Origin of the sequence: Xanthomonas sp. LF07-6 (assembly GCF_034105445.1) — a bacterium.
GTDB classification, from domain to species: domain Bacteria; phylum Pseudomonadota; class Gammaproteobacteria; order Xanthomonadales; family Xanthomonadaceae; genus Xanthomonas_A; species Xanthomonas_A sontii.
The window spans coordinates 42818-66076 of the sequence record NZ_JAXGGI010000008.1; the positions used below are offsets into that span (position 1 = coordinate 42818).

At 70.0% G+C, this 23259-nt stretch carries 18 protein-coding genes; 8 read left to right on the forward strand and 10 right to left on the reverse strand.

Annotated elements, in window-relative coordinates:
* Positions 1-297: 297 nt before the first annotated feature.
* On the forward strand, positions 298-2151 hold the full coding sequence (locus tag SLW56_RS13440; RefSeq protein ID WP_320694978.1) for a methyl-accepting chemotaxis protein: 1854 nt from the start codon (positions 298-300) through the stop codon (positions 2149-2151).
* Positions 2152-2187: 36 nt separating this feature from the next.
* Here the strand turns inward: SLW56_RS13440 and SLW56_RS13445 are convergent, their stop codons facing one another.
* The 5 genes from SLW56_RS13445 to rluD all read right to left on the reverse strand — a co-directional run bounded on the left by SLW56_RS13445 (position 2188) and on the right by rluD (position 6040).
* A complete protein-coding gene (locus SLW56_RS13445) occupies positions 2188-2940 on the reverse strand; it encodes a hypothetical protein (protein ID WP_043091756.1) in 753 nt (250 codons plus the stop codon).
* Between the two features lie 249 nt (positions 2941-3189).
* On the reverse strand, positions 3190-3582 hold the full coding sequence (locus SLW56_RS13450) for a thiol-disulfide oxidoreductase DCC family protein (RefSeq protein WP_052250900.1): 393 nt from the start codon (positions 3580-3582) through the stop codon (positions 3190-3192).
* Between the two features lie 37 nt (positions 3583-3619).
* The gene (locus tag SLW56_RS13455) at positions 3620-4162 is read right to left on the reverse strand and encodes a DUF4166 domain-containing protein (protein ID WP_267092666.1); all 543 of its coding nucleotides are present in this window, start codon (positions 4160-4162) and stop codon (positions 3620-3622) included.
* Positions 4147-4920, reverse strand: coding sequence for a peptidoglycan editing factor PgeF (gene pgeF, locus SLW56_RS13460; protein ID WP_267092667.1), 774 nt, complete (start codon positions 4918-4920; stop codon positions 4147-4149). Before pgeF ends, SLW56_RS13455 begins: the two co-directional genes overlap by 16 nt.
* Positions 4921-5032: 112 nt before the next feature.
* Complete coding sequence (gene rluD, locus SLW56_RS13465) at positions 5033-6040, reverse strand: 23S rRNA pseudouridine(1911/1915/1917) synthase RluD (RefSeq protein WP_267092668.1); 1008 nt, start codon at positions 6038-6040, stop codon at positions 5033-5035.
* A 116-nt stretch (positions 6041-6156) separates the two neighbouring features.
* On the opposite strand from rluD, the gene SLW56_RS13470 reads away from it, so the two are divergent.
* The 4 genes from SLW56_RS13470 to SLW56_RS13485 all read left to right on the forward strand — a co-directional run bounded on the left by SLW56_RS13470 (position 6157) and on the right by SLW56_RS13485 (position 10604).
* Entirely contained in the window at positions 6157-7032 is an 876-nt protein-coding gene (locus SLW56_RS13470) for an outer membrane protein assembly factor BamD (RefSeq protein WP_017910377.1), read from the forward strand.
* A 335-nt stretch (positions 7033-7367) separates the two neighbouring features.
* Positions 7368-8318 (forward strand): hypothetical protein, encoded by a 951-nt coding sequence (locus SLW56_RS13475; RefSeq protein WP_320694979.1) that lies wholly within the window; start codon positions 7368-7370, stop codon positions 8316-8318.
* A 52-nt stretch (positions 8319-8370) separates the two neighbouring features.
* Entirely contained in the window at positions 8371-9108 is a 738-nt protein-coding gene (locus SLW56_RS13480) for an ATP-binding cassette domain-containing protein (RefSeq protein WP_267092670.1), read from the forward strand.
* Positions 9109-9140: 32 nt separating this feature from the next.
* Positions 9141-10604 carry a glycine betaine ABC transporter substrate-binding protein gene (locus tag SLW56_RS13485; RefSeq protein WP_267094207.1) on the forward strand — a complete coding sequence of 488 codons (1464 nt, stop codon included), beginning with the start codon at positions 9141-9143 and terminating at the stop codon, positions 10602-10604.
* 187 nt (positions 10605-10791) lie between these two features.
* Here SLW56_RS13485 and SLW56_RS13490 read toward each other — a convergent pair whose 3' ends face one another.
* Positions 10792-11985, reverse strand: a complete 1194-nt coding sequence (locus SLW56_RS13490) for an aminotransferase class V-fold PLP-dependent enzyme (protein ID WP_320694980.1) — start codon at positions 11983-11985, stop codon at positions 10792-10794.
* A gap of 85 nt (positions 11986-12070) precedes the next feature.
* On the opposite strand from SLW56_RS13490, the gene egtB reads away from it, so the two are divergent.
* Positions 12071-13360: an ergothioneine biosynthesis protein EgtB gene (egtB, locus tag SLW56_RS13495; RefSeq protein WP_320694981.1), complete on the forward strand. Its 1290-nt coding sequence runs from the start codon at positions 12071-12073 to the stop codon at positions 13358-13360.
* On the forward strand, positions 13357-14376 hold the full coding sequence (gene egtD / locus SLW56_RS13500; protein WP_267094584.1) for an L-histidine N(alpha)-methyltransferase: 1020 nt from the start codon (positions 13357-13359) through the stop codon (positions 14374-14376). Before egtB ends, egtD begins: the two co-directional genes overlap by 4 nt.
* A gap of 206 nt (positions 14377-14582) precedes the next feature.
* Here the strand turns inward: egtD and SLW56_RS13505 are convergent, their stop codons facing one another.
* The 4 genes from SLW56_RS13505 to sucC form a co-directional block, all read right to left on the reverse strand.
* Positions 14583-16220, reverse strand: coding sequence for an NAD+ synthase (locus SLW56_RS13505; RefSeq protein ID WP_026143268.1), 1638 nt, complete (start codon positions 16218-16220; stop codon positions 14583-14585).
* Between the two features lie 458 nt (positions 16221-16678).
* Positions 16679-18736: a pyrroloquinoline quinone-dependent dehydrogenase gene (locus SLW56_RS13510; protein ID WP_295910306.1), complete on the reverse strand. Its 2058-nt coding sequence runs from the start codon at positions 18734-18736 to the stop codon at positions 16679-16681.
* Positions 18737-19115: 379 nt separating this feature from the next.
* Positions 19116-19991, reverse strand: a complete 876-nt coding sequence (gene sucD, locus SLW56_RS13515; protein WP_026144653.1) for a succinate--CoA ligase subunit alpha — start codon at positions 19989-19991, stop codon at positions 19116-19118.
* Positions 19992-20013: 22 nt separating this feature from the next.
* Entirely contained in the window at positions 20014-21183 is a 1170-nt protein-coding gene (sucC, locus tag SLW56_RS13520) for an ADP-forming succinate--CoA ligase subunit beta (RefSeq protein WP_010342227.1), read from the reverse strand.
* A 390-nt stretch (positions 21184-21573) separates the two neighbouring features.
* On the opposite strand from sucC, the gene SLW56_RS13525 reads away from it, so the two are divergent.
* Positions 21574-23187 carry an ATP-binding protein gene (locus SLW56_RS13525; RefSeq protein ID WP_295913481.1) on the forward strand — a complete coding sequence of 538 codons (1614 nt, stop codon included), beginning with the start codon at positions 21574-21576 and terminating at the stop codon, positions 23185-23187.
* Positions 23188-23259: the final 72 nt, after the last annotated feature.

A 23259-nucleotide genomic window follows, 5' to 3' on the forward strand; every position in this document is an offset into this window, starting at 1 on the left:
CATCCCGCCACCGGCCGCACGCATGCGGCCGGTGGCGTATGGCCGCCCTGGCGCTGGATTTTCCGGGTTCGCCCGAGCCGCGTCCCGCCCGCGGCCCTGAGTCGATCGCCTGCTGCACCGCAGCACATCATCACGCCTTCGGCGCTCCGCCGTAGGCGTTCAGTCCATATGAAGTTTCCGACGAACGGCAGGTGAAGGCGATCAAGCCGGCGCGGCGATATGCCGATACTGGATCGACCCCCACGCGATCGCACCGCCCTCGCGGCGTTGCCCGTTGTTTCCCAGCCGGTGCAGACCATGCCCTCGCCAACTGCCGTTCTCCGCCCCACCGCCTCCTGGCTGCGCCCGCGTTCGGCGCTGCTTGCCCTGTCCCATGTCCTGGTCCTGCTGGCGCTGGCCGGCTATGCGTTGCACGTCGGCCGCACGGTGGGAGCCAACGGATCGGCATTGCCGCGGTTGCTGCCGGCGCTGCTGGTCGCCGTGGCCGCCGCCGCGGCACTGGTGTGGCTCGGCAGACGCAGCGCACCGCGCGCCCTGGAGCAGGCCACGCAGGCGCTGCAGGCGCTGGGCGAAGGCCGCTTCGAGCAGCGTGTGGAGGTGCTCGGGGACACGGCCGAGGTGGCGCTGCTGCGTGCGCTGCAGAACGCGCAACAGGCGCTGGCGGCGCGCCAGGTGCAGACCGAGGCGGAACTGCGCCACGGCCGTTTCGTGATCCAGGCGCTGGACGATCTCGACACCATGGTGCGTATCGCCGACGACGATGGTCGCGTGCATTTCGCCAACCGCAAGCTGCTGCAGATGTTGAAGACCATCGAACCGGACGTGCAGCGCTTCCGCCCCGAATTCCGCGCCGAACAGTTCGTCGGCGGCAGCATCGGCGACATCTATCCGGACAGCCAGGCGGCGATCGATCGCATGCGCGCGCTGACCGGCTCCAAGCGCGTGCGCGCGCCGTTCTTCGGCCGCCAGATCGATTTCGTGTACAGCCCGATCGACGATGCCGACGGCCGCCGCCTGGGCACCATCGCGCAATGGGAAGAGGTGACCGCGCAGGTCAACGCCGAACAGGCGCTGGCCACGGTGATCGAGGCGGCCGCGCACGGCGATTTCAGCCAGCGCATCGAGACCGCGGCGATGGACGGCGTCCTCAAGTCGCTGGCCGAGGGCGTCAACCGCATTTCCGATGGGGTGGAGAGCAACCTGGCGCAACTGGCCGGAGCGCTGGCGGCGCTGGCCGAAGGCGACCTCACCCACCGCGTCGACGGCCAGGCGCAGGGCGTGTTCGCGCGCTTGCGCGAGGACACCAACCGCACCGTCGCCAAGCTCACCGAAATCATCGTCGGGATCCAGGAGTCGGCCGACACGATCCGCCGCGCCGCCTCGGAGATCGCCGCAGGCAATACCGACCTGTCCGACCGCACCGAACAGCAGGCGGCGAGCCTGGAGGAGACCGCCAGCTCGATGGAAGAGTTGACCTCGGCGGTGAAGCAGAACGCCGACAACGCGCAGCAGGCCAACGGCCTGGTGCAGAACACCGGCGAGGTCGCCCGTTCCGGCGGCCAGGTGATGGACGAGGTGGTGGCGACGATGCGCGCGATCAGCACGTCCTCGCAGCGCATCGGCGAGATCATCGGCGTGATCGACGGCATCGCCTTCCAGACCAACATCCTGGCGCTCAACGCCGCGGTGGAAGCGGCGCGCGCCGGCGAACAGGGCCGCGGGTTCGCCGTGGTCGCCTCGGAGGTGCGGTCGCTGGCGCAGCGCTCGGCCGATGCGGCCAAGGAGATCAAGGACCTGATCGAAGCGTCCACGCGCACCGTCGGCGAAGGCGCCGCGCTGGTCAACCGCGCCGGCGCCACCATGCACGAGATCGTCGGTTCGGTGCAGCGGGTGACCGGCCTGATCGGCGAGATCAGCGCCGCCAGCGGCGAGCAGTCCAGCGGCATCGAACAGGTCAACCGCACCGTGGCGCAACTGGACGAGGTGACCCAACGCAACGCCGCCCTGGTCGAGGAAGCCACCGCCGCCGCGCGCAGCATGGAGGAGCAGGCCGGCGGCCTGGCTGCGGCGGTCGCGGTGTTCCGGATCGAGACGGGACAAGGGCGGCCGGGCGGCAGCAATGTCACCCCACTGCTGCGCCGTACCTACTGAGGCGACGCACGCGACGACCGCCCGCCCCGTCCAGGATCAGGCAAAGCGCATGAATTGCTGGAGCAGGAACTGCAACTGGCTGGCGCGGGTGGGAAACTCGCTCTGAGGAAAGTACCCGGTGTCGGTATTGATCACCGTCACGACGTCATCGCCATTGGGCGCTTGCGAAACGAAGGATTGCTGGGCCTGCCCGAGCAGCATCAATTGCCCCAGCACGTGCGGATAGTAATCGGCATAGAACCGCTCCACCGCCTCGCGCGTGGCGAAGGCATGACCGGCATGGGCCTTCCTGCTGGGGCCGGTCGCATCGACCACCTTCAACGGCTTGTACACGTTGCCGGTCTTTTGCTTGTCGCCGCCCCACACTGTTCCGGCCAAGGCGCCCTCGTTGACGAAGACGACGGCGTCGTTCAACTCCAACGGCTGGGCGGTATTCTGCTGGATGATCTCGTCGGTGCGACGCGCGACCAGTTTCAGGCGTTCGATGCTGGCGGCGATGTCGGCCGCGCTTGCGCCGAGTTCGCGATACAGCGCCACATTCTGGATGTTCTGCGCGAAGGTGTCGTCCCGGTCCCAGTCGCCCGCATAGAGCCCCACCACGCGCGTCGGCCTTTCGTAGATGGCGAAGCCGGATCGGTGCAATGGACGCAAGCGGATGAACGGGCCCGTCCCGCTCATGTAGTAGGTACTGGGCAGCTGCTCGCCGACGAATCTGTAGTTCTTGATATCGATCGTGCCGAACACGCGATTGCTTGGATCGATCAGCCGCGCAGGCGTAGGACTGGGCATAGCGAAACTCCTCTCGGGCGGGTGTGGGAGCGTGGAAACGGGGGGCACCACGGTGCTATCTGCCAAGGAGGCTGACGGACGCCGCTGCCAGCGGCTTGCCAGCAGAAGCAGCAGAGGAATCTCCATCGTTGCCGGTCCGATCGCGTGGGTGGCCCGTCCGTCAAGAACGGCCACCGCAGGCACTTGTGAACTCGCGGCGATGGGCTCGCGCGAGGAAACAGCCGATCAGACGCGCCGCGCGCGTCGTGCTCACTCCAGAAAGCGCGAACGCTGTTGCGGCTCCGGCAGGAAACATTGCGCCGTGGTACCGAACCAGCGATGGCGGTTGCGCGCCAGCACCCGGTAGCCGGCATCGCGCCAGCGGCGCGGCAGCAGGCGCAGCAACGCGACGCTGCGCCACACGCCGCCGAGCCCGGCGATCACCGCGATCGCCGCGTCCGAATCGGTCAAGGCACCGTGCCGTGTCAGCAGCAGGAACGACAGCGGATCGGCCGGATCCAGGCCGTGCTCGCGCAACAGCGCGCTGCCGCGCGGCGACTGCATCGCCGCAAACCGGTAGCGGCCGCGGCGGTCATGGCGCAGCAGGAACCGCACCCAGCGACTGCACAGCGCGCAGACCCCGTCGAATACGACGATGGCCATGTCCTCCGACGCCGCGGGCGCCGCACCCCGTGGCGGCTCAGGCCGGCGCAAGCCAGCCCTCGTAGCGGATGAACGGGCCGATCCACGGCAGGCTCACCGCGATCAAGAACGCGTAGCGCCCGTCGCGCTGGTCTTCGCGGCAGTTCACGCCGGCCAGCCAGCGTCGCGGCAGCGGCACCACGCCGAAGGCCCAGGCCCGCGCCGCGCGCCATTCGATGCCGGCGCCGTCGATCCGCAGGGCGAATTCGAACACCACCGCACCCAGCCGCTCGCGCAGGCGGCCGCGATGCAGCCACAGCCGCGAGGGCATGGCATGCGTGCCGAAACGGCGCTCCCAGCGCTCGCCGTGGGCATCGGCGCGAAACACCACTTCCACCGGCGTCGCCGGCCCGGTGCGCGGCAACCGCACCAGCCACGCGCACAGCGGCAACAGCGGGTGGCGGCCGCGCTGGACCATCGCCTGGCCGACATAGCGCGACTGCGACGAGGGCGTATGCAGTTCGCGCAGTACCGGCGGCAATTGCGCGAACGCCGGCCCCAGCACCTGCGCGAACAGCGACGGCGTCAGGGCGCGATCCACGCCAGGGTCGCCATGCGCCCGCTGCGGCGGTCGCGCCGATAGGAGTAGAAGCGCTGCGCATCGGCGATGGTGCACAGCCCACCACCGTGGATCTGCTCCGGGGCCAGGCCAGCCGCGACCAGGCGTTGCCGCGCCAGTGCGTACAGGTCCACCCGCCAGTGCCCGGGCCGGGTGTCCACGAATGCGGCCGCGGCGGCCGGATCGTGGCGCAGGAACGCCTCGCGCACCTCGGCGCCGATCTCGTAGTGCTGCGGTCCGGCCGCCGGCCCCAGCCAGGCCTGCAACTGCGTGGGCGGCGTGCGCAGCGCGGCCACGGTGGCCTCCAGCACACCGCCAACCAGTCCCTGCCAGCCGGCGTGCGCGGCGCCCACCTCGCTGCCGTCGCGGGCGGCGAACACCACCGGCAGGCAGTCGGCGGTCAGGATCGCCAGCACCACGCCCGGTTCGGCGGTGACCGCGGCATCGGCGGTCGGCTCGGCGTCGATGCCGGCGCCCTGCGGCGGCCCGTCGAAACGCAGCACCTGCACGCCGTGCACCTGCCGCAGCCAGTGCGGCGGCGTCGGCAGCGCCAGTCGCGCGGCCAACTCGTCGCGGTTGCGCTGCACCGTGGCCGGGTCGTCGCCGTCGGCGGCGCTGCGGTTGCCGAGGTTGAAGCGGTCGAACGGCGGCCGCGAGGCGCCGGCGCCGGTCCGCAGAGTGGTCAGGGCGTGGACCCGCGGCGGTGCCGGCCAGTCGGCCGACAGGGCGAAGTCGCTCATCGGCCGCGCCCTCGCCCGACATCGGCCGACATGCCGCCAGCCTGGCGTCCGCGGCCGCCGCGCGAAACACAGACGCGCGCCACGGCGCGGGAGACCGGCACCCCGGCCATGCTCAGCGCCGCGCCCGCTCGGCGGCCGCCTGCGCATCCACGCGCAGGGCGGCCATCAGTTGCTGCAGGTCGGCCGGCACCGCCGCGGTGGCGCGGACCGGCTCGCCGCTCTGCGGATGCTTGAACTCCAGGGTCTCGGCGTGCAGCGCCTGGCGCTTGAAGCCACGCAGTTCGGCGATCAGCTCCTCGCTGGCGCCCTTGGGCAGCTTCAGCGGGCCGCCGTACAGCGGGTCGCCGACGATGGGGTGCTTCAGGTGCGCCATGTGCACGCGGATCTGGTGGGTGCGGCCGGTCTCCAGGCGGCATTCCAGGGCGGTGTGGGCGCGGAAGCGCTCGCGCAGCCGGTAATGGGTGACCGCGTCGCGGCCGTCCTCGCGCACCGCCATGCGCAGGCGGTCGCGCGGATGGCGGTCGATCGGCGCGTTGGCGGTGCCGCCGGAGACCAGGGCCCCGACCACCACCGCCAGGTACTGCCGGTGCACGTCGCGCGCGGACAACTGCGCCACCAGCGAGGTATGCGCCTGCAGGGTCCGCGCCACCACCATGGCGCCGCTGGTGTCCTTGTCCAGGCGGTGCACGATGCCGGCGCGCGGCAGCGCCGACAGCCCCGGATCGCGGTACAGCAAGGCATTGACCAGGGTGCCGCTGGGGTTGCCGGCGCCCGGGTGCACCACCAGCCCGGCCGGCTTGTTCAGCACGATGACCTGGTCGTCCTCGTACAGCACCTCCAGCGGGATGTCCTCGGGCAGGGCGTGGGTCTGGGTGTCCAGCACCGCGTGCAGGCTGGCGATCTCGCCGCCGCGCAGCGCATCGCGCGGCCGCGCCGGGGCGCCGTCGAGCAGGGCATCGCCGGATTTGATCCATTCGGCCAGGCGCGAACGCGAGTATTCGGGGAACAGTTCGGCCAGCACCGCGTCGAAGCGGCGACCGGCGGCGTGATCGGGGACGCGCGCCTGGCGCGGGCCGTCGCTGACGGCGTCCTCGGGGAGATCCGGGGGGGTATGGGGCATGGCAGGGGCACGGCTTGGGTCGGAAAAAGGGGGTCGCGGCGGCCATAGTCAGTCGCAGGACAGGCCACTAGGCTATCATCGCCCCTTCGTATTCCTGCCCTGCCGCGCCCGAACCCATGATCCGACGCTCCGTCCCGCTGTCCGCGCACGTCCGTTTCATCGCCCTGCTGCTGGTCACGCTGGTCGTGGCGACGGGTTGCCACCGTCAGAAGAAGAACCCCGAAGAAGGGATGCCGGTGGAGCAGCTCTACCAGAAGGCGCATGCGCAGATGGAGAGCGGCAACTGGGCCGGCGCCGAGAGCAGCTTCAAGCGGCTGATCGCGCAGTACCCGTACGGCAACTACACCGAGCAGGCGATGATCGAAAGCGCCTACGCCCAGTACAAGGCCGGCAAGCACGACGACGCGGTGTCGACCATCGACCGCTTCATCCGCACCTACCCGACCCAGCGCAACATCGCCTACATGTACTACCTGCGCGGGCTGTCCAACTCCAACCGCGACACGGTGTTCCTGCGCCGGGTGTGGTCGCTGGACCCCAGCCGCCGCGACCTGTCCACCCCGCAGCAGGCCTACGCCGACTTCAACACCGTCGCCGAACGCTACCCGAACAGCCGCTACGCCGCCGACGCGCGCGCGCGCATGATCGCCCTGCGCAACGTGTTCGCCCAGCACGAGCTGGACAACGCGCTGTACTACCTGCGCCGCGACGCCTGGGTGTCGGCCGCCTCGCGCGCCACCTACCTGCTCGAGACCTACCCGCAGAGCGCCTACCAGAACGACGCGGTGGCGGTGCTGGCCGATGCCTACACCCACCTGGGCAACAAGACCCTGGCCGCCGACGCGCGCCGCGTGCTCGAGCTCAACGACCCGCAGCATCCGTGGCTGACCGGCAATTGGCCGAAGTACCCGTGGATGATCCGCAAGCTCAACCCGTTCGCCGGCGAGAAGTCCGCCGCCACCGGGCAGTCCAATTCGCAGATGCAGCGCTGATCCACCGCGCCAGCAGGATGCATACCGACAGGGGCCGCAAGGCCCCTGTCGCGTTTTCGGACAGCGCCGATCGGTCCCTGTGGTCCGCTCGGGCGCCTGCGCGCGGCGGCTGCAGGCGGGCATGACGACACCAGCGGGCACCCAAGGCGAGGCAGGTGCGCGCGTCGCCAGGCAGCGCCAGTCCCGATCACTGGCCGCCCAGCATGGCGCGCCTCCAGGCCGATCCCGGCGGAGTGCGACCCGCACCGCAGTCCCGGGAATTGGCGCCGATGCCCGTGACCGGGCTTGCTAGGCTGGTCCCGCGCCCGCCCCGGGCCGCTTCCGCCGGGAACGCCATGTCTCTGTCTTTGCTGCGCCCGCTGCTGCGCCTGTTCGCTGCCCTCCTCGTCGTTGCTGCCGCCCCTGCCACCGCGGCACCGGCCATCGTGTACGGGGTCAACGGCCACGACGGCCGCCCGGCCTACCCGCTCAGCCAGAGCGAGGCGGTGTTCCGCCTGCTCGACCAGCGCAACCTGCGCAGCTACCGGTTCGACGTGGACCCGCGCAACTTCGCCGTGCTCGACCGGCTGGTGCAGCTCTCGCGCCAGTACAACATCGCGCTGCGGCCGATGGTGTACCCGATGTCGCGCGAGATCGGCTACGCGCTGGCGCGCCGCTATGCCAACGACATCAAGGTCTGGGAGATCGGCAACGAGCAGGACCTGGACCGCGCCGCCGCGCCGGCGCGGATCGCGGCCATGACCACGATGTACCGCGGCATGAAGCAGGCCTCCGACGAACTGGGCGCCGGACTGCAGTTCACCATCAACATCACCGCCTGCAACAGCGACGATCGTTCGGCCAGCGCGCGCTGCCCCGGCGACCGCAACGGCTCGCTGTGGTTCCTCGATCAGGCCAAAGCCGCCGGTTTCGACTTCGACCGGATCAGCTTCCACTACTACGCCTTCCACGGCGAGCGCGGCTACTGGATGGACCTGTATCTCGGACAATTGCGCGCCGCCGCGCAGAAATACGGCACCAAGGTGTACGTCAACGAGCTCAACTGCGCCGAGATCTACACGGGCAACACCGATGGCGGCCATCCCGGCGACGGCGCCTGCTACGACAGCGTGGCGGAGTTGCTGCAGACGTTGCGCAGCGACTATGCCGACGTGGTCGCCGAGATCAATCTCTACGAACTGCTCGACCAGCCGGACCAGCAGGGCGCGGAAGCCCATTTCGGCCTGATGTACGACCTGGGCCGGCCGAAACCGACGCTGGACCTGCTGACCGACACCGCCCGCTGAGGCCGCGGCGTCTTCGCACGGCGTGCTCGCCGCCTGCGGCTATGCTGCGGCGATGTTCGAACTGCATCGGGTCACCCGCCGCTACGGCGACATGCTGGCACTGGACCAGGTCGATCTTCGCATCGCCCCGGGCCGCACCACCGCGTTGATCGGTCCCAGCGGCGCCGGCAAGTCCAGCGTGCTGCGCCTGCTGCTGGGGCTGGAGTGGCCGGATAGCGGCGAGGTGCGCTTCCAGGGCGAGCCGTTGCGTCGCGCCACCCTGCTGACGCAGCGCCGGCGCATCGGCTACGTGATCCAGGAAGGCGGCCTGTTCCCGCACCTGAGCGCCCGCGACAACGCCGCCCTGCTGGCGCGCACGCTGGGCTGGACGCGGCCGCGCATCGAGGCGCGCCTGCACGAGCTCGCTGCGTTGTGCCGCCTGCCGGAAGCGCTGCTGGCGCGTTATCCAGCCGAGTTGTCCGGTGGCCAGCGCCAGCGCGTCGGACTGATCCGCGCCCTGTTGCTGGACCCGCCGGTATTGCTGCTGGACGAACCGCTGGGCGCGCTCGACCCGATCGTGCGCCACGAACTGCAGACGCAGATGCGCGAACTGTTCGCGCTGCTCGGCAAGACCGTGGTGCTGGTGACCCACGACGTCGCCGAGGCCGCCTACCTGGGCGATACCCTGGTCCTGATGCGTGGCGGCCGCGTGCTGCAGGAAGGCAGCGCGCGCCAATTGCTGGAGGTGCCGGCCGATCCGTTCGTGAGCCAGTTCCTGCAGGCGCAGCGCACCCTGGAGGAGGCGCGATGACCTCGCGAGGCGCGCGCTGGCGCGCGATCGCGATGCTCGCCTTCGGTGCAGCAGCCAATCTGCTGAGCCTGCCGGCCGCCGCCGACACCAAGGTCGTGGTCGGCTCCAAGAACTTCACCGAAGCGGTGGTGCTGGGCGAGATCGCCGCCGGCGCCGGGCGCCAGGCCGGGGTCGAGGTCGAGCACCGGCGCCAGCTCGGTGGCACCCGCATCCTGTGGCGCGCGCTGGAGCAGGGTTCGATCGACGCCTATGCCGAGTACACCGGCACCCTGGCCGCCGAACTGCTGCACATGCCCGGCGCCGACGACGACGCGCTGCGGCAGGCGCTGGCGCAGCGCGGCCTGGCGATGAGCGCGCCGCTGGGCTTCGACAACACCTATGCGTTCGGTATGCGCCGGCAACGCGCGCAGGCGCTGGGCATCGCGCGCCTGTCCGACCTGGCCGCGCATCCGACGCTGAAGTTCGGACTGAGCAACGAATTCGTCTCGCGCGCCGACGGCTGGCCCGGCGTGCGCGACGCCTACGGTCTGCCGCAGGTGCCCACCGGTCTGGACCACGACCTCGCCTACCGCGCGCTGGACAGCGGCGCGATCGACCTCACCGACCTGTACAGCACCGATGCCGAGATCCCCGCGCACGACCTGCTGGTGCTGCAGGACGACAAGCACTACTTCCCGCGCTACGCGGCGGTGTTCCTGTACCGCGCCGACCTGGCGCAGCGCGCGCCGCGCTTCGTGCAGGCGCTGCAGGGGCTGGGCGGCCGCATCGACGCGGCGACCATGCAGCGGCTCAACGCCGAGGCCAAGCTCGACAAGCGCGCCGAGAGCGCGATCGCCGCGCATTGGCTGGGCATCGCCGCGCCTGCCGAGGACGGACGGATGCAACGGCTGCTGCAACGCACCCGCGAGCACCTGGCGCTGGTCGGGATGTCGCTGGGCCTGGCCCTGCTGGTGGCGCTGCCGCTGGGTATCCTGGCGGCGCATCGACCACGGCTCGGCCAAGCGGTACTGGCCCTGACCGGCGTGCTGCAGACGCTGCCGTCGCTGGCGGTGTTCGTGTTCATGATCCCGCTGTTCGGCATCGGCGCCAAACCGGCGATCGCCGCGCTGTTCCTGTACAGCCTGCTGCCGATCGTGCGCAACACGCACGCCGGCATCACCGGCATCCCGCGCGAGCTGCGCGAGACTGCCGCCGCGCTGGGCCTGCCGCCGGGCACGCGGTTGTGGCGGATCGAACTGCCGCTGGCGCTGCGCACTCTCCTCGCCGGCATCAAGACCGCGGCGGTGATCAACGTCGGCACCGCGACCCTGGGCGCGTTGATCGGCGCCGGTGGCTACGGCCAGCCGATCCTCACCGGCATCCGCCTGGACGACCTCGGCCTGATCCTGGAAGGCGCGGTGCCGGCCGCGCTGCTGGCGCTGCTGGTCCAGGGCCTGTTCGAGCTGCTGGAACGGGTGCTGACCCCGCGTGGATTGCGCCTGGCGGCGCGGCGGTAGGTCAAGCCAGCACCGCGGGCATCAGCGATGTGGCCGGCCTTCGGCAACCCACACCCGCGCTAAACGCATCACAGCGGCATCGGGTCGCGGCTGAAGCCATGCATCAAACAGGATCGACGATGCGGAACAGTAGTCGATTGCCTTCCCATCGAAACCGAAGACAGACAACAACCGCACGCACGTGCGTTCAAGCACGCGCCGCAGCCACCATCTCTTGCGCCAGGCCGCGCATCGCCTCCGGCGTCAACTGCAGATAGGGTGCGATGCGCAGGGCGCCATGGCGATGGGTGCAGATGACTTGCGCGTGCTGCAGCCATGGCAGCAAGGCCGGCATCGACGACGCTGGTGGGCGCAGCGCGTACAGGTGCGGCGCATGCCCAGGCACGGTCCAGTCGCCCGCGCCCAGCGCGTGCAACTCCGCGTCGAATGCCGCACCAAGTGCGCCAAGCCGCTGCGCGATGCGCGCCGGCTGCCACTGCTGCACCTGCTGCAGCGCCGCGCTGGCCATCGCCAGGCGCAGCGGATCGGCGACGCCGCCGGCATCGAAGCGACGCGCGCCGCTGCGGTACGAGGGCGGCGCCTCGGCCGGGAACTGCCAATCCGCCCCCGGGTCGCGCGCCTGCCAGTGCTGCTCGAACGGCACGCCGTGCGCGCGCCAGTGCGGCGAGGCCCACAGCCATGCCAGCCCCATCGGTCCGAGCAGCCATTTGTGTCCGACAGAGACCACGAAATCCGGCCGCCAGGCGTCCAGCCGGGCCGGCAGCACGCCCAGGCTCTGGCTCAGGTCCAGCACCAGCATCGCGCCGGCCGCATGCACGCGCGGCGCGATGCGGTCCAGATCCAGCAGGCTGCCGTCGCGCCAATACGCATTCGGCAATGTCGCCACACGCACGCGCGGCTGCGCGTCGAGCGTGGCCAGCACCGCATCAGTCCAGTCCTGTCCGGGCGCCCGCCGCACCACAGCGAGGTGCGCACCGCTCTCGGCGCAGCGTTGCTGCCACGCCAGTAGATTGGACGGAAACTGGCCATCGAGCAGCAGGACCGCATCGCCAGGCGCCAACGGCACCTGCCGCGCCGCGATGGCCAGGCCATAGGCGGCCGACGGCACCATCGCCACGCCCTCGCCGTCGCCCGCGAACACGGTGGCGGCGGCCAGCGCACGCAGGTCTTCGATCTGCGCGCGCCAGGCATCGAAGGACAGCGCCCACGGCGCGACCGAATCGGCCAGCGCCGCCTGCCCCGCGGCCAGCGCACGGTGCAGGCGCGGCCCCTTGCTGGCGGTGTCCAGGTAGCGCACGCCGGGCGGCAGCGCGAACGCCTCCGCCGCGGTATCGAAGTCGACCAGGGCGCCGGAGGACGCCGAACCGGCAGGGTGGTGCAAGGCGCTCGTAGACATGTGGCTAGGGTAACGCCACGGTCCGCGACGCGTGACGGTCCGTTCACGCCGCTGCGCTAAGACTGCATCGATGCAAGCGATCTCTCCGGCGTCACCGCCCTCGCCCATCGCATCCGTCGCGACGCTGGCGGACCGCCTGCGCCGCGTGCGCGCACGCAGCCGTCATCTCGCCGCACCATTGAGCGAAGAAGACGCGATGGTGCAGAGCATGGACGACGCCAGCCCGGCCAAATGGCATCTGGCGCACACCACCTGGTTCTTCGAGCGGTTCGTGCTCGGCGCCGATCCGGCGTACCGCCTCCACGATCCGCAGTGGGACTACCTGTTCAACAGCTACTACCAGAGCATCGGTCCGGCGCATGCGCGGCCGCATCGCGGCCTGCTGTCGCGGCCATCGCTGACGCAGGTGCTGGACTACCGCAGCGAGATCGAAACCCGCGTACTGGCGCAGTTGCAGGCCGGCACGCTGGAGCCGCAGACGCTGCAGATCCTGGAACTGGGCCTGCAGCACGAACAACAACACCAGGAACTGCTGCTCACCGACATCAAGCATGCGTTCTGGCGCAATCCACTGGGCCCGGCCTATCGCGCCGACCTGGCGACGCAGCACGCGCCGGCGTCCCCGCTGCGCTGGCTGCAGCGCGACGAACAGATCGGCGAGATCGGTGCCGCACCGTGGCCTGCGCATGCCGGCTTCGCCTACGACAACGAATCGCCGCGGCATCGCGTGCTGGTGCCGGCGCATGCGCTGGCCAGCCGCCCGGTGAGCAATGCCGAGTACGCCGAGTTCATCGCCGATGGCGGCTATCGCACGGTCGGGCTATGGCTCAGCGACGGCTGGGCGCGGCGGTGCGCCGACGATTGGCAGCGCCCGCTGTACTGGCACGCCGACGGCACGCGCGAATTCACCCTGGGCGGCTGGCGCGAACGCGATCCGCATGCGCCAGTGTGCCATCTCAGCCTGTTCGAGGCCGATGCCTTCGCGCGCTGGGCCGGCGCGCGCCTGCCGACCGAGGCGGAGTGGGAACAGGCGGCCACCGGCGTCGCCATCGTCGGCAACTTCGTCGACACCGATGCACTGCATCCGCAGTCGACGGCGCCGGCCGATACCGGCCTGCAGCAGTTGTTCGGCGATGTCTGGGAGTGGACCGGCAGCGCCTACCTGCCCTACCCCGGCTTCCGTCCGTGGTCGGGTACGCTGGGCGAATACAACGGCAAGTTCATGAACGCGCAGTGGGTGTTGCGCGGCGGCAGTTGCGCCACGCCGCACGACCACATCCGCGCCAGCTACCGCAACTTCTTCCCCTCCGATGCGCGATGGCAGTTCGCCGGCGTGCGCCTGGCCAAGGATTCCGCATGAATGCCGCAACCGCCCGTGCTTTGACCGAGGCCGCCCTGACCGACCTGCATCCGCAGCCGGACGACATCACCGCCGATGCGATCGCCGGCCTGTCGTGCAGCCCCAAGCAGCTACCGTCCAAGTATTTCTACGACGCCGAGGGCTCGCGCCTGTTCGAGGCGATCACCCGCCAGCCCGAGTACTACCTGACCCGCACCGAGCTGGAGTTGCTGGAAGCGCGCATGCCCTCGATCGCGCAGGCGGTGGGCACCGGCGCGCACGTGGTGGAACTGGGCAGCGGCAGCGGCCGCAAAACCCAGTTGCTGCTGGACGGCCTGCGCATGCCGGTGGCCTACACGCCGATCGAGATTTCCCGCGACATGCTGATGTCCAGCACCACGCGGCTGGCCGAACGCTTCCCGCACATCCAGATGTTGCCGGTATGCGCCGACTTCACCGCGCCGGTGGCGCTGCCGGCACCGCAGCGCGGCGCGCGCCGCACCCTGGTGTTCTTCCCCGGCTCGACCCTGGGCAACTTCACCCGCGAGGACGGCATCGCCCTTCTGCGCTCGATGCGCCAGACCATGGGCGCGGACGGCTGCGCCCTGGTCGGCATCGACCTGGTGAAGGACACGGCACTGCTGGAGGCGGCCTACAACGACGCCGCAGGGGTCACGGCCGAATTCACCCTGAACCTGCTGCGCCGGCTCAACCGCGAGATCGGCAGCGACTTCGACCTGGCGCAGTTCCGCCATCATGCCGTTTATTCGGAAGCGCGCGAGCGCATCGAGACCTTCCTGGTCAGCCAGTGCGCACAGCAGGTGACCGTGGCCGGGCGCCGCTTCGATTTTGCCGAAGGCGAAGCGATGCAGGTCGAGTACAGCCACAAGTACACCGACCAGAGCTTTGCGGCGATGGCCGCCGAGGCCGGCCTGCGCGTCAGCCACGGCTGGAATGCGCAGGACGATGCGTTCGGGTTGCGGTTGCTGCAGAGCCGGGATCCGGGGCCCGGGGCCCGGGACCCGGAAAAGCCGTAGTCCTGCGAGACGCGGGACATCATGATGGTGTCCGCAGCAAAATCGCTATTAAGCAACTTTTGTGGGAGGGTTTCAGTCCCGACAGGCTTCTTTCCCGGTAACGCCCGTCGGGACTGAAGTCCCTCCCACAGTGCAATCGCAACCGCCTTGCACTCGCGGGAAAATCACGGGTCCCGGGTCCCGGGTCCCGGCTTTTCCGAGTTCCCTCAGGCCTGATACCCATTGCTGATCGGATAACGCCGCTCGCGCCCGAACGCGCGGCGCGACACCTTCGGGCCCGGCGCTGCCTGGTGGCGCTTCCATTCACTGATGCGCACCAGCCGCACCACCCGGTCGACCACCTCGGCGGCATAGCCGGCGGCCACGATCTCGTCGCGCGATTCTTCCTGGTCGACATAGCGGTACAGGATGCCGTCGAGCACGTCGTACGGCGGCAGCGAATCCTGGTCGGTCTGGTTGGCGCGCAGTTCCGCCGAGGGCGGCCGCGCGATCACCGCCGGCGGGATCACCGGCGCACCGCCCACCGTGTTGCGCCACTTCGCCAGGCCGAACACCTCGGTCTTGTACAGGTCCTTCAGCGGCGCGTAGCCGCCGCACATGTCGCCGTAGATGGTGGCGTAGCCCACCGCGTACTCGCTCTTGTTGCCGGTGGTCAGCAGCAGGCCGCCGAACTTGTTGGCCAGCGCCATCAGGATCACGCCGCGGCTGCGCGACTGCAGGTTCTCCTCGGTGACGTCGGGCTCGGTGCCGGCGAACAGCGGGCCGAGCGCGCTCAGCAGGCCCTCGAACGCCGGCTCGATCGCCACCGTCTCCAGCTTCACGCCCAAGGTGCGGCATTGATCCGCGGCCAGGTCGTTGGACAGGTCGGCGGTGTAGCGCGACGGCAGCCGCACCGCGGTGACGTTGTCCGCGCCAAGCGCGTCCACCGCCATCGCCAGCACCAGCGCCGAATCGATGCCGCCGGACAGGCCCAGCCACACCTTGGAAAAGCGATTCTTGGCGCAGTAGTCCTGCAGCCCGCGCACCACCGCGCGCCAGGCCAGCGCATCCATGCTCTCGTCGCCGTCGTCGGTCCAGCGCAGCGGCGCGAAGCGGCGCGCGGCGGTGTCGTACTCCACCACCAGCCATTGGTCGGTGAAGGCGGCCGCCGCCGGATGCACGGTGCCGTCGCCGTCGGCCACCACCGAGGCGCCGTCGAACACCAGCGCATCCTGGCCGCCGACCACGTTGAGATAGGCCAGCGCCGCGCCGCTCTCGCGGCTGCGCTCGGCCAGCAGCGCGTCGCGCTGCGCATGCTTGCCGCGTTCGTAGGGCGAAGCATTGGGCACCAGTACCAGTTCCGCACCCGCCCGCACGGTCGCCGCCAGCGGCTCCGGGAACCACAGGTCCTCGCAGATCACCAGGCCGACCGGCGTGCCCTTGACCTCGAACACGCAGTTCTCGCCGTCCGGGTCGACATCGAAGTAGCGGCGCTCGTCGAACACCGCGTAGTTGGGCAGTTCGCGCTTGCGGTAGGTGCGTTCGATGCGGCCGCCGCGCAGCACGCTGGCGGCGTTGTAGACCACGCTGCCGGCGCTCTGCGGCCAGCCGACCACCGCGACGATGCCACGCACCTGTGCGGCAATGCGCTGCACCGCGCGCTCGCAGTCGGCCAGGAAACCCGGCCGCAATAGCAGGTCTTCCGGTGGATAGCCGCTGACCGCCAGTTCCGGGAACAGCACCACGTCGGCGCCGTACTCGTCGCGCGCCTCCTCGATCAACGCAATGATCCGGTCGGTGTTCTGGGTCACGGCGCCGACCGGGAAATCGAACTGGGCCATGGCGAGGCGGAGGGAAGCGGACATAGGCAACCTTGCAGGAACGGGTGGAAGACCGTCAGGCGCCACGCGAGCGCATCGCACCTGCCGCGGCGCCGTTGCATCGCACGGCGCCATGCGCAGTGTAGCGCTGTGCCGGGCTGCGGCCGATGATGCGCGTGCCGCCACATTGGAGTGTGGGCATGGAGTCCGGGCAGGCCGCATCTTGGGCGCACATGGGGGCAGCCGCGGCGCTGCCGTAGGCCGCTCTCTCCGCTGCACGCGCCGGAGAAAGCCGCTTGGCCAGGCACCCCGCGTCGCGACTGAAGTCGCTTCCACAATCGAGCAACATGCACGACCAATAGAAATCGCTGGTGCATGCGCCGCGCGTCGCCGCCGAAGCCGCGCTCACTTCAGGGACAGCACGTGCAGAGGCGTCACTGTGGGAGGGACTTCAGTCCCGACTGCATCAACCCCGAAGCGCCTGCCAGCCACCGCCATGTGCTTCAGCGGATGCCAGCGCCAGTCCGCTCAAGGCGCCGCCGGCGCCAACGCCGCAGCAACATCACCACTACCGCACACAAACTCAGCGCAGCGAGGCCCAGCACCGCCATGCGCACGCCGACGCCGTGCTGGAACACCACGTCCTTGCCGGTGCCGTCGAGCGTATAGGCGACCACGTAGTCGCCCATCGTGCCCATGCCTTCGCGCCCGCCGGCCGCGATCACCACGTACTGCTTGCCCCCCACCGCATAGACCGAGGGCGTGGCCTGGCCGCCGGCCGGCAGCTTGGCCTCCCACAGGGTCCTGCCGGTGGCGCTGTCGAGCGCGCGCAGGCGCGCATCGGCCGCCGCGGCAATGAAGGTCAGGCCGCTGGCCGTGGTCACCGCGCCGCCGAGCAGTGGCGTGCCCACCTCCAGCGGCAGCCACGGCAGCTTCTCTTCCAGGGTGCCGAGCGGGCGCTCCCAGGCGATCTTGCGCGTGCGCAGATCCACCGCCACCAGTCGCCCCCACGGTGGCTTGACGCAGGGAATGCCGCCTGAGGAGCTCAACATGCCGCGGCGCATGTAGTACGGCGTGCCTTCCATGTCGTTGAACTGCTGGTCCGGATGGCGCGCATGCTCGGCCTTGCTGAACTGCTCGCGCGGGATCAGCGCCACCTGCATCGGCAGGTCCGACACCGGCATGATCGCCAGCTGGCGCTGCGGATCCACCGCGATGCCGCCCCAGTTCACGCCGCCGGCCCAGCCCGGCAGCGCGATCGTGCCGCGCACGCTGGGCGGGGTGAACAGGCCTTCCGAGCGCAGCCCGGCGATCAGCGCTGCGCATTCGCGGCGCGCGCCGGGCGTCGCCCCCCAGGCGTCGGCGGCAGTCAGCGGCGTGTGCCGCGCCAGGCGCAGCCCCGGTTCGGGCATCGGCTGGGTCGGCGAGGCGCGTTCGCCCGGCACGTCGGAAGCCGGCACCGGCACCTCGCTGATCGGGAACAGCGGCGTGCCGTCGCGACGGTCGAAGGCGAACAGGAAGCCGGTCTTGGTCGCCTGCAATACGGCCGCGCGCGGTCCCTGCGCAGTCTGCACCGTGGTCAGCACCGGCTGCGAGGCCAGGTCGTAGTCCCACAGATCGTGATGCACCAGCTGCTGCGCCCACACTCGGCGGCCGCTGTGCAGGTCCAGCGCCACCAGCGAGTCGGTGTCGCGGTTGTCGCCCAGGCGCTCGCCGCCGTAATAGTCGGGGCTGGCCGAGCCGGTCGGCACGTAGACCAGGCCCAGCGCCGGATCCACCGACAGCGGCGCCCAGGCATTGCCGCCGCCGACCGTGGCCGCCTGCTCCGGCTGCCAGCCGGCGGCGGTGGCCTTGACCGGATCGCGCGGCACCGGATCCCACCGCCACAGTTCGCGGCCGCTGCGCGCGTCGTAGCCACGCACCACGCCCTGCTCCAGCGCATGCCCGCGGTTGTCGCCGATCGAGCTGCCGACCACCAGCACGTCGCCGGCCACCACCGGCGGCGAGGTCACCGCATAGTTGGCCCAGGCATCGCTGGCGTTGTCGTGCACATCGATGCCGGCATGCAGGTCGATCGTGCCGTCCTTGCCGAACCCGGCGCAGGGCTTGCCGTCGGCGGCATCCAGCGCGATCAGCCGCGCATCCAGAGTGCCGTACACGATGCGCTCGCGGCACGCGCCCGCCGTCGCCTGTGTGTCGCGCCAGAAACTCACCCCGCGCGAGGCCGGGTCGCTGTAGTGCTTGTTGCGCGCGACCTTGGCATCGAAGGACCACAGTTCGCGGCCGCTGGTCGCATCCAGGGCGAAGGCGATGCCGGTCCCGGTGGTGAGATACATGCGCCCACCCAGCACCAGCGGATTGGCCTCGAAGCGGCGCCGTTCCGGATCGGGCAGGCCCGCGCCGAGTTCGCCGGTGCGGAACGACCAGGCGATACGCAGCCGGCCGATGTTGTCCGGGGTGATCTGGGTCAGCGGCGAATACTGCCCGCCGCCGGGCGCGCCGGCATAACTGGCCCAGTCGCCTGGCGCCGCCGCGCAGATGCCGCCGATACCCATCGCCATGCCCGCCCCGCATACCGCTGCCCGCCATCGCCTGATCACGCATCCGCTCCTGTCGCTGCCGAAGAAAGTGGCGGCAGTGTCGGAGCGGTGCCGGGCCATGTCAGCGCCGAAGGGACGGCACCACCCGGCCAGGGGACCAATGGCGGGGCCGCAGGGACGAATGGCGACCACTGGGATGGCGCAACTGCTTGATTGCGCAGACGTTGGCGGGGCGGCAGTGCGTGGCCGCCCCATCCGCCTCGTCGCGCCAGGGACACCGCGGCAGTGCCGCGCATCGGATCCTCGAAACGCAAAAGGCCTCGCTCGCGCGAGGCCCTTGCGGACAGCGGCGGCGACAACGACGCACCCGAAGGCGGGTCGCTGCCGCAGCGCTGACGGCTTACTTCACCAGCGAGGCGATCGCCGCACCCAGGTCGCCCGGCGAGCGGACGGTCTTGACGCCTGCGGCTTCCATCGCCGCGAACTTGCCCTCGGCCGTACCCTTGCCGCCCGAGGCGATCGCACCGGCGTGGCCCATGCGCTTGCCGGCCGGGGCCGAAGCACCGGCGATGAAGCCGACGACCGGCTTCTTGACGTGCTTGGCGATGTACTCGGCACCGGCTTCCTCGGCGTCGCCGCCGATTTCGCCGACCATGATGATGCCTTCGGTCTGCGGATCTTCGTTGAACAGCTTGAGGCAGTCGACGAAGTTCAGGCCGTTGATCGGGTCGCCGCCGATGCCGATGCAGGTGGACTGGCCCAGGCCGACCTCGGTGGTCTGCTTGACCGCTTCATAGGTCAGCGTGCCCGAACGCGAGACGATGCCGATCTTGCCCGGCTTGTGGATGTGGCCCGGCATGATGCCGATCTTGCACTCGCCCGGGGTGATCACGCCGGGGCAGTTCGGCCCGATCAGCACGGTCTCCGGGAAGGAGCGGGTCAGCACGTTCTTGACGCGCAGCATGTCCAGCACCGGGATGCCTTCGGTGATGCAGACGATGACCTTGATGCCGGCCGCGGCCGCTTCCAGGATCGCGTCGGCCGCGAACGGCGGCGGCACGTAGATCACCGAGGCGTCGGCGCCGGTGCTCTGCACGGCATCGGCCACGGTGTTGAACACCGGCAGGTCGATGTGGGTGGTGCCGCCCTTGCCCGGCGTGACGCCGCCGACGACCTGGGTGCCGTACTCGATCATCTGAGTGGCGTGGAAGGTGCCCTGCTGGCCGGTGAAGCCCTGCACGATCACCTTGGTGTTCTTGTTGATCAAAACAGACATTGGAGTTCCTTGGTGTCGTGGATCAGGCAGCGTTCTTGACAGCTTCAACGACCTTCTTGGCGCCGTCGTTGATGTTGTCGGCCGGGATGATGGCCATGCCGCTGTCGCGCAGCAGTTGCTTGCCCTCTTCCACGTTGGTGCCTTCCAGGCGCACCACGACCGGAACCTTGACGCCCACTTCCTTGACCGCCGCGATGATGCCCTCGGCGATCATGTCGCAGCGGACGATGCCGCCGAAGATGTTGACGAAGATGCCTTCGACCTTGTCCGAGGACAGGATCAGCTTGAACGCCTCGATCACGCGCTGCTTGTTGGCGCCGCCGCCCACGTCCAGGAAGTTCGCCGGCTCGCCGCCGTTGAGCTTGATCACGTCCATGGTCGCCATGGCCAGACCGGCACCGTTGACCATGCAGCCGATGTTGCCGTCCATGGTGACGTAGTTGATGTCCAGCTCCGAAGCGGTCACTTCGGTCTCGTCTTCCTGGGACTTGTCGCGCATGGCGACCAGTTCCTTGTGGCGGAAGTTGGCGTTGTCGTCGCTGTTGAACTTGCCGTCCAGCGCGTAGAGGTTGCCGTCATCCAGGATGGCCAGCGGATTGATCTCCACCAGCGCCAGGTCCTTCTCGTTGAAGATGCGGTACAGGTTGACCATGATGCTGGCGAACTGGCCGGCCTGCTTGGCGGTCAGGCCCATCTTGAAGCCGATGTCGCGGCCGTGGTAACCCTGCACGCCCTCGACGAAGTCGACGTTGAGGGTGTGGATCTTGTCCGGGGTCTCGGCGGCGACCTGTTCGATCTCCATGCCGCCTTCGCTCGATGCGATGTAGCTGATGGTGCGGGTGCCGCGGTCGACCAGCACCGACAGGTACAGCTCCTTGACGATCTCACCAGCGGTGGTCACCAGCACCAGGTTGATCGGCAGCTCGACGCCGGCGGTCTGGTAGGTGGCCATCTTGGTGCCGAGCAGCTTCTCGGCAACGGCCTTCACATCGTCGGTGGTCTTGCAGAACTTGACGCCGCCGGCCTTGCCGCGGCCACCTGCGTGGATCTGCGCCTTGACCATCCAAGGGCCAGCGCCAAGCGACTTGGCGGCTTCAACCGCTTCTTCCGGAGTCGCCGCGACCTTGCCGGCCGGGACCGGGATGCCGTACTCGGCAAGCAGTTGTTTTGCCTGATATTCGTGGAAATTCATGCGTCACCGTGGGAAAAGGAACGGCCGTCCCGCAGCGATCCGGGCCCTGAGTGGCGGCCGGGAGCGGTACGGACGGGACGCCTATTGTCGCCGACCGAGGGCGGCGGCGCAAAAGCGCCGGCGCCCTGGCCCGACCGAGGCCTCCGGCGAGGTCCGCGGTGGCACCACCGGGTGGAGCAGGCACTCGGGCGCCCACGCCTTGCTGCCCTCACCCCGCGACGTCGTCCTTGGCCCTTGCCCCGATCCGGCGCCGGGCCGCCGGCGACGGCAATCGCGGTTTCCCCGTCGAAGGCGGTGACGGCCAGGCAGGTCGCCACCGCCCCGGTCGCCATCCGCGTAGACGGCGCCGCCCCTATACTCGCGCCGTCCGCTGTCCGCCCGGAGTCCGGCTTGCCCACCAGCGCCTCGCTCATCGATCGCATCGAGTCCATTCCGCGCCGCGAGCTGTACTTCTTCGCGCTGTACCGGGTGCTGGTGGCCGGGCTGATCGCCGCCCTGGTGTTCAGCCCGCTCAGCGTGCTGGTGGGCGAACCGCGCTACCCGCAACTGGCCGCCACCTTGTCCACCGCCTACCTGGCAGTGGCGCTGGCGCTGCTGATGTGGGGGCGCAACGAGGCGCACCTGGCGCCCATCGTCGGTTTCAGCGCCTTGGCCGACATCGTCGCCGCGACCCTGGCCGCGCATGCCCTGCCCGCGGCCAGCGCCGGCATCGCGATGATGCTGCTGTTCAACGTCGCAGCCGCGGCAATGCTGCTGCGCCTGCGCGGCGGCATCGCCATCGCCCTGACCGCCTCGGCGGCGACGCTGGCCGAATACGTCTGGAGCGTGCTGGACGGCGCCGACAACACCCGCAGCCTGGCCGAACTGGCGATGTTCGCCACCAGCTACCTGGCGGTGGCCTACATCTGCAACCGCATCGGCCAGCGTGCGCGCACCAGCCAGCACCTGGCCGAGCGCCGTGGCGCCGAGGTGGCCAATCTCTACGAAATCAACGAACTGATCATCCGCCGCATGCGCACCGGGGTGGTGGTGGTGGACGCGCAGAACCGGGTGACGCTGGCCAACGAGGCCGCGTCGACCCTGCTCGGCGATACCGACGGCAACAGCGGCAGCGGCCGGCTGGATCTGGCCAGCGCCGCGCCGGAACTGGCCCGACGCCTGCAGCGCTGGCGCAACGGCTGGAACCAGGACGAAAGCCCGCTGCAGCTGTCGCCGGACCAGCCGGAGGTGCAACCGCGCTTCGCCCGGCTGCTGGCCGAAGGCGACCTGACCCTGGTGTTCCTCGACGACGCCACGGTGGTCTCGCGGCGCGCCGAATCGCTGACGCTGTCGGCGCTGGGCCGCTTCTCGGCCAGCCTGGCCCACGAGATCCGCAACCCGCTGGCCGCGATCAACTACGCCTCGCAGCTGCTGGAGGAATCGCCGGCGATCGGCGATGCCGACCGCCGCCTGCTGCAGATCATCCACCAGCAGTGCCAGCGCACCAACGGCATCGTCGAGAGCGTGCTCGGCCTGGCCCGGCGCGAGCGCTCCAATCCGGAGAACCTGGACCTGGGCGCGTTCGTGCGCCGCTTCGTCCTGGAGTACCGGCAGACCCTGTCGATCGAGACCGACAGCCTCGAAGCGATCCTCGCCCCGCAGCCGGTGCACGCGCTGGTCGATCCCAAACACCTGCACCAGATCCTCAGCGCGCTGGTGCACAACGCGCTCAAGTACGGGCGGGTGATGGAGGAGCCGGCGCGGGTGCGCCTGCGCGTGGCGCTGCAGGAGCGCAACGCCATCGTCGACGTCATGGACCGCGGCCCCGGCATTCCCGAGGCGGTGGCGGCGCAGCTGTTCCGGCCGTTCTTCACCACCTCCGAGCACGGCACCGGGCTGGGCCTGTACATCGCCCGCGAGCTGTGCCGGGCCAACCAGGCGCGTCTGGAGTACGTGCCGGTGCCGGCCGGCGGCGCCTGCTTCCGCGTCGCCCTGCCCGGCCCGCACGCCATGCTCAGCGGCTGAGAGGTGAGAATCGCTCCGCCAGCGCGCGACCGGCGCCGGTAAATTGGCGCATGTCCCGGTTCCTACGCTATC

Coding starts and splice junctions, on each gene's coding strand:
- SLW56_RS13440 (WP_320694978.1), top strand. CDS start 298: ATGCCCTCGCCAACTGCCGTTCTCCGCCCCACCGCCTCCTGGCTGCGC.
- SLW56_RS13445 (WP_043091756.1), bottom strand. CDS start 2,940: ATGCCCAGTCCTACGCCTGCGCGGCTGATCGATCCAAGCAATCGCGTG.
- SLW56_RS13450 (WP_052250900.1), bottom strand. CDS start 3,582: ATGGCCATCGTCGTATTCGACGGGGTCTGCGCGCTGTGCAGTCGCTGG.
- pgeF (WP_267092667.1), bottom strand. CDS start 4,920: ATGAGCGACTTCGCCCTGTCGGCCGACTGGCCGGCACCGCCGCGGGTC.
- rluD (WP_267092668.1), bottom strand. CDS start 6,040: ATGCCCCATACCCCCCCGGATCTCCCCGAGGACGCCGTCAGCGACGGC.
- SLW56_RS13470 (WP_017910377.1), top strand. CDS start 6,157: ATGATCCGACGCTCCGTCCCGCTGTCCGCGCACGTCCGTTTCATCGCC.
- SLW56_RS13475 (WP_320694979.1), top strand. CDS start 7,368: ATGTCTCTGTCTTTGCTGCGCCCGCTGCTGCGCCTGTTCGCTGCCCTC.
- SLW56_RS13480 (WP_267092670.1), top strand. CDS start 8,371: ATGTTCGAACTGCATCGGGTCACCCGCCGCTACGGCGACATGCTGGCA.
- SLW56_RS13485 (WP_267094207.1), top strand. CDS start 9,141: ATGCTCGCCTTCGGTGCAGCAGCCAATCTGCTGAGCCTGCCGGCCGCC.
- egtB (WP_320694981.1), top strand. CDS start 12,071: ATGCAAGCGATCTCTCCGGCGTCACCGCCCTCGCCCATCGCATCCGTC.
- egtD (WP_267094584.1), top strand. CDS start 13,357: ATGAATGCCGCAACCGCCCGTGCTTTGACCGAGGCCGCCCTGACCGAC.
- SLW56_RS13505 (WP_026143268.1), bottom strand. CDS start 16,220: ATGTCCGCTTCCCTCCGCCTCGCCATGGCCCAGTTCGATTTCCCGGTC.
- SLW56_RS13510 (WP_295910306.1), bottom strand. CDS start 18,736: ATGGCGATGGGTATCGGCGGCATCTGCGCGGCGGCGCCAGGCGACTGG.
- sucD (WP_026144653.1), bottom strand. CDS start 19,991: ATGTCTGTTTTGATCAACAAGAACACCAAGGTGATCGTGCAGGGCTTC.
- sucC (WP_010342227.1), bottom strand. CDS start 21,183: ATGAATTTCCACGAATATCAGGCAAAACAACTGCTTGCCGAGTACGGC.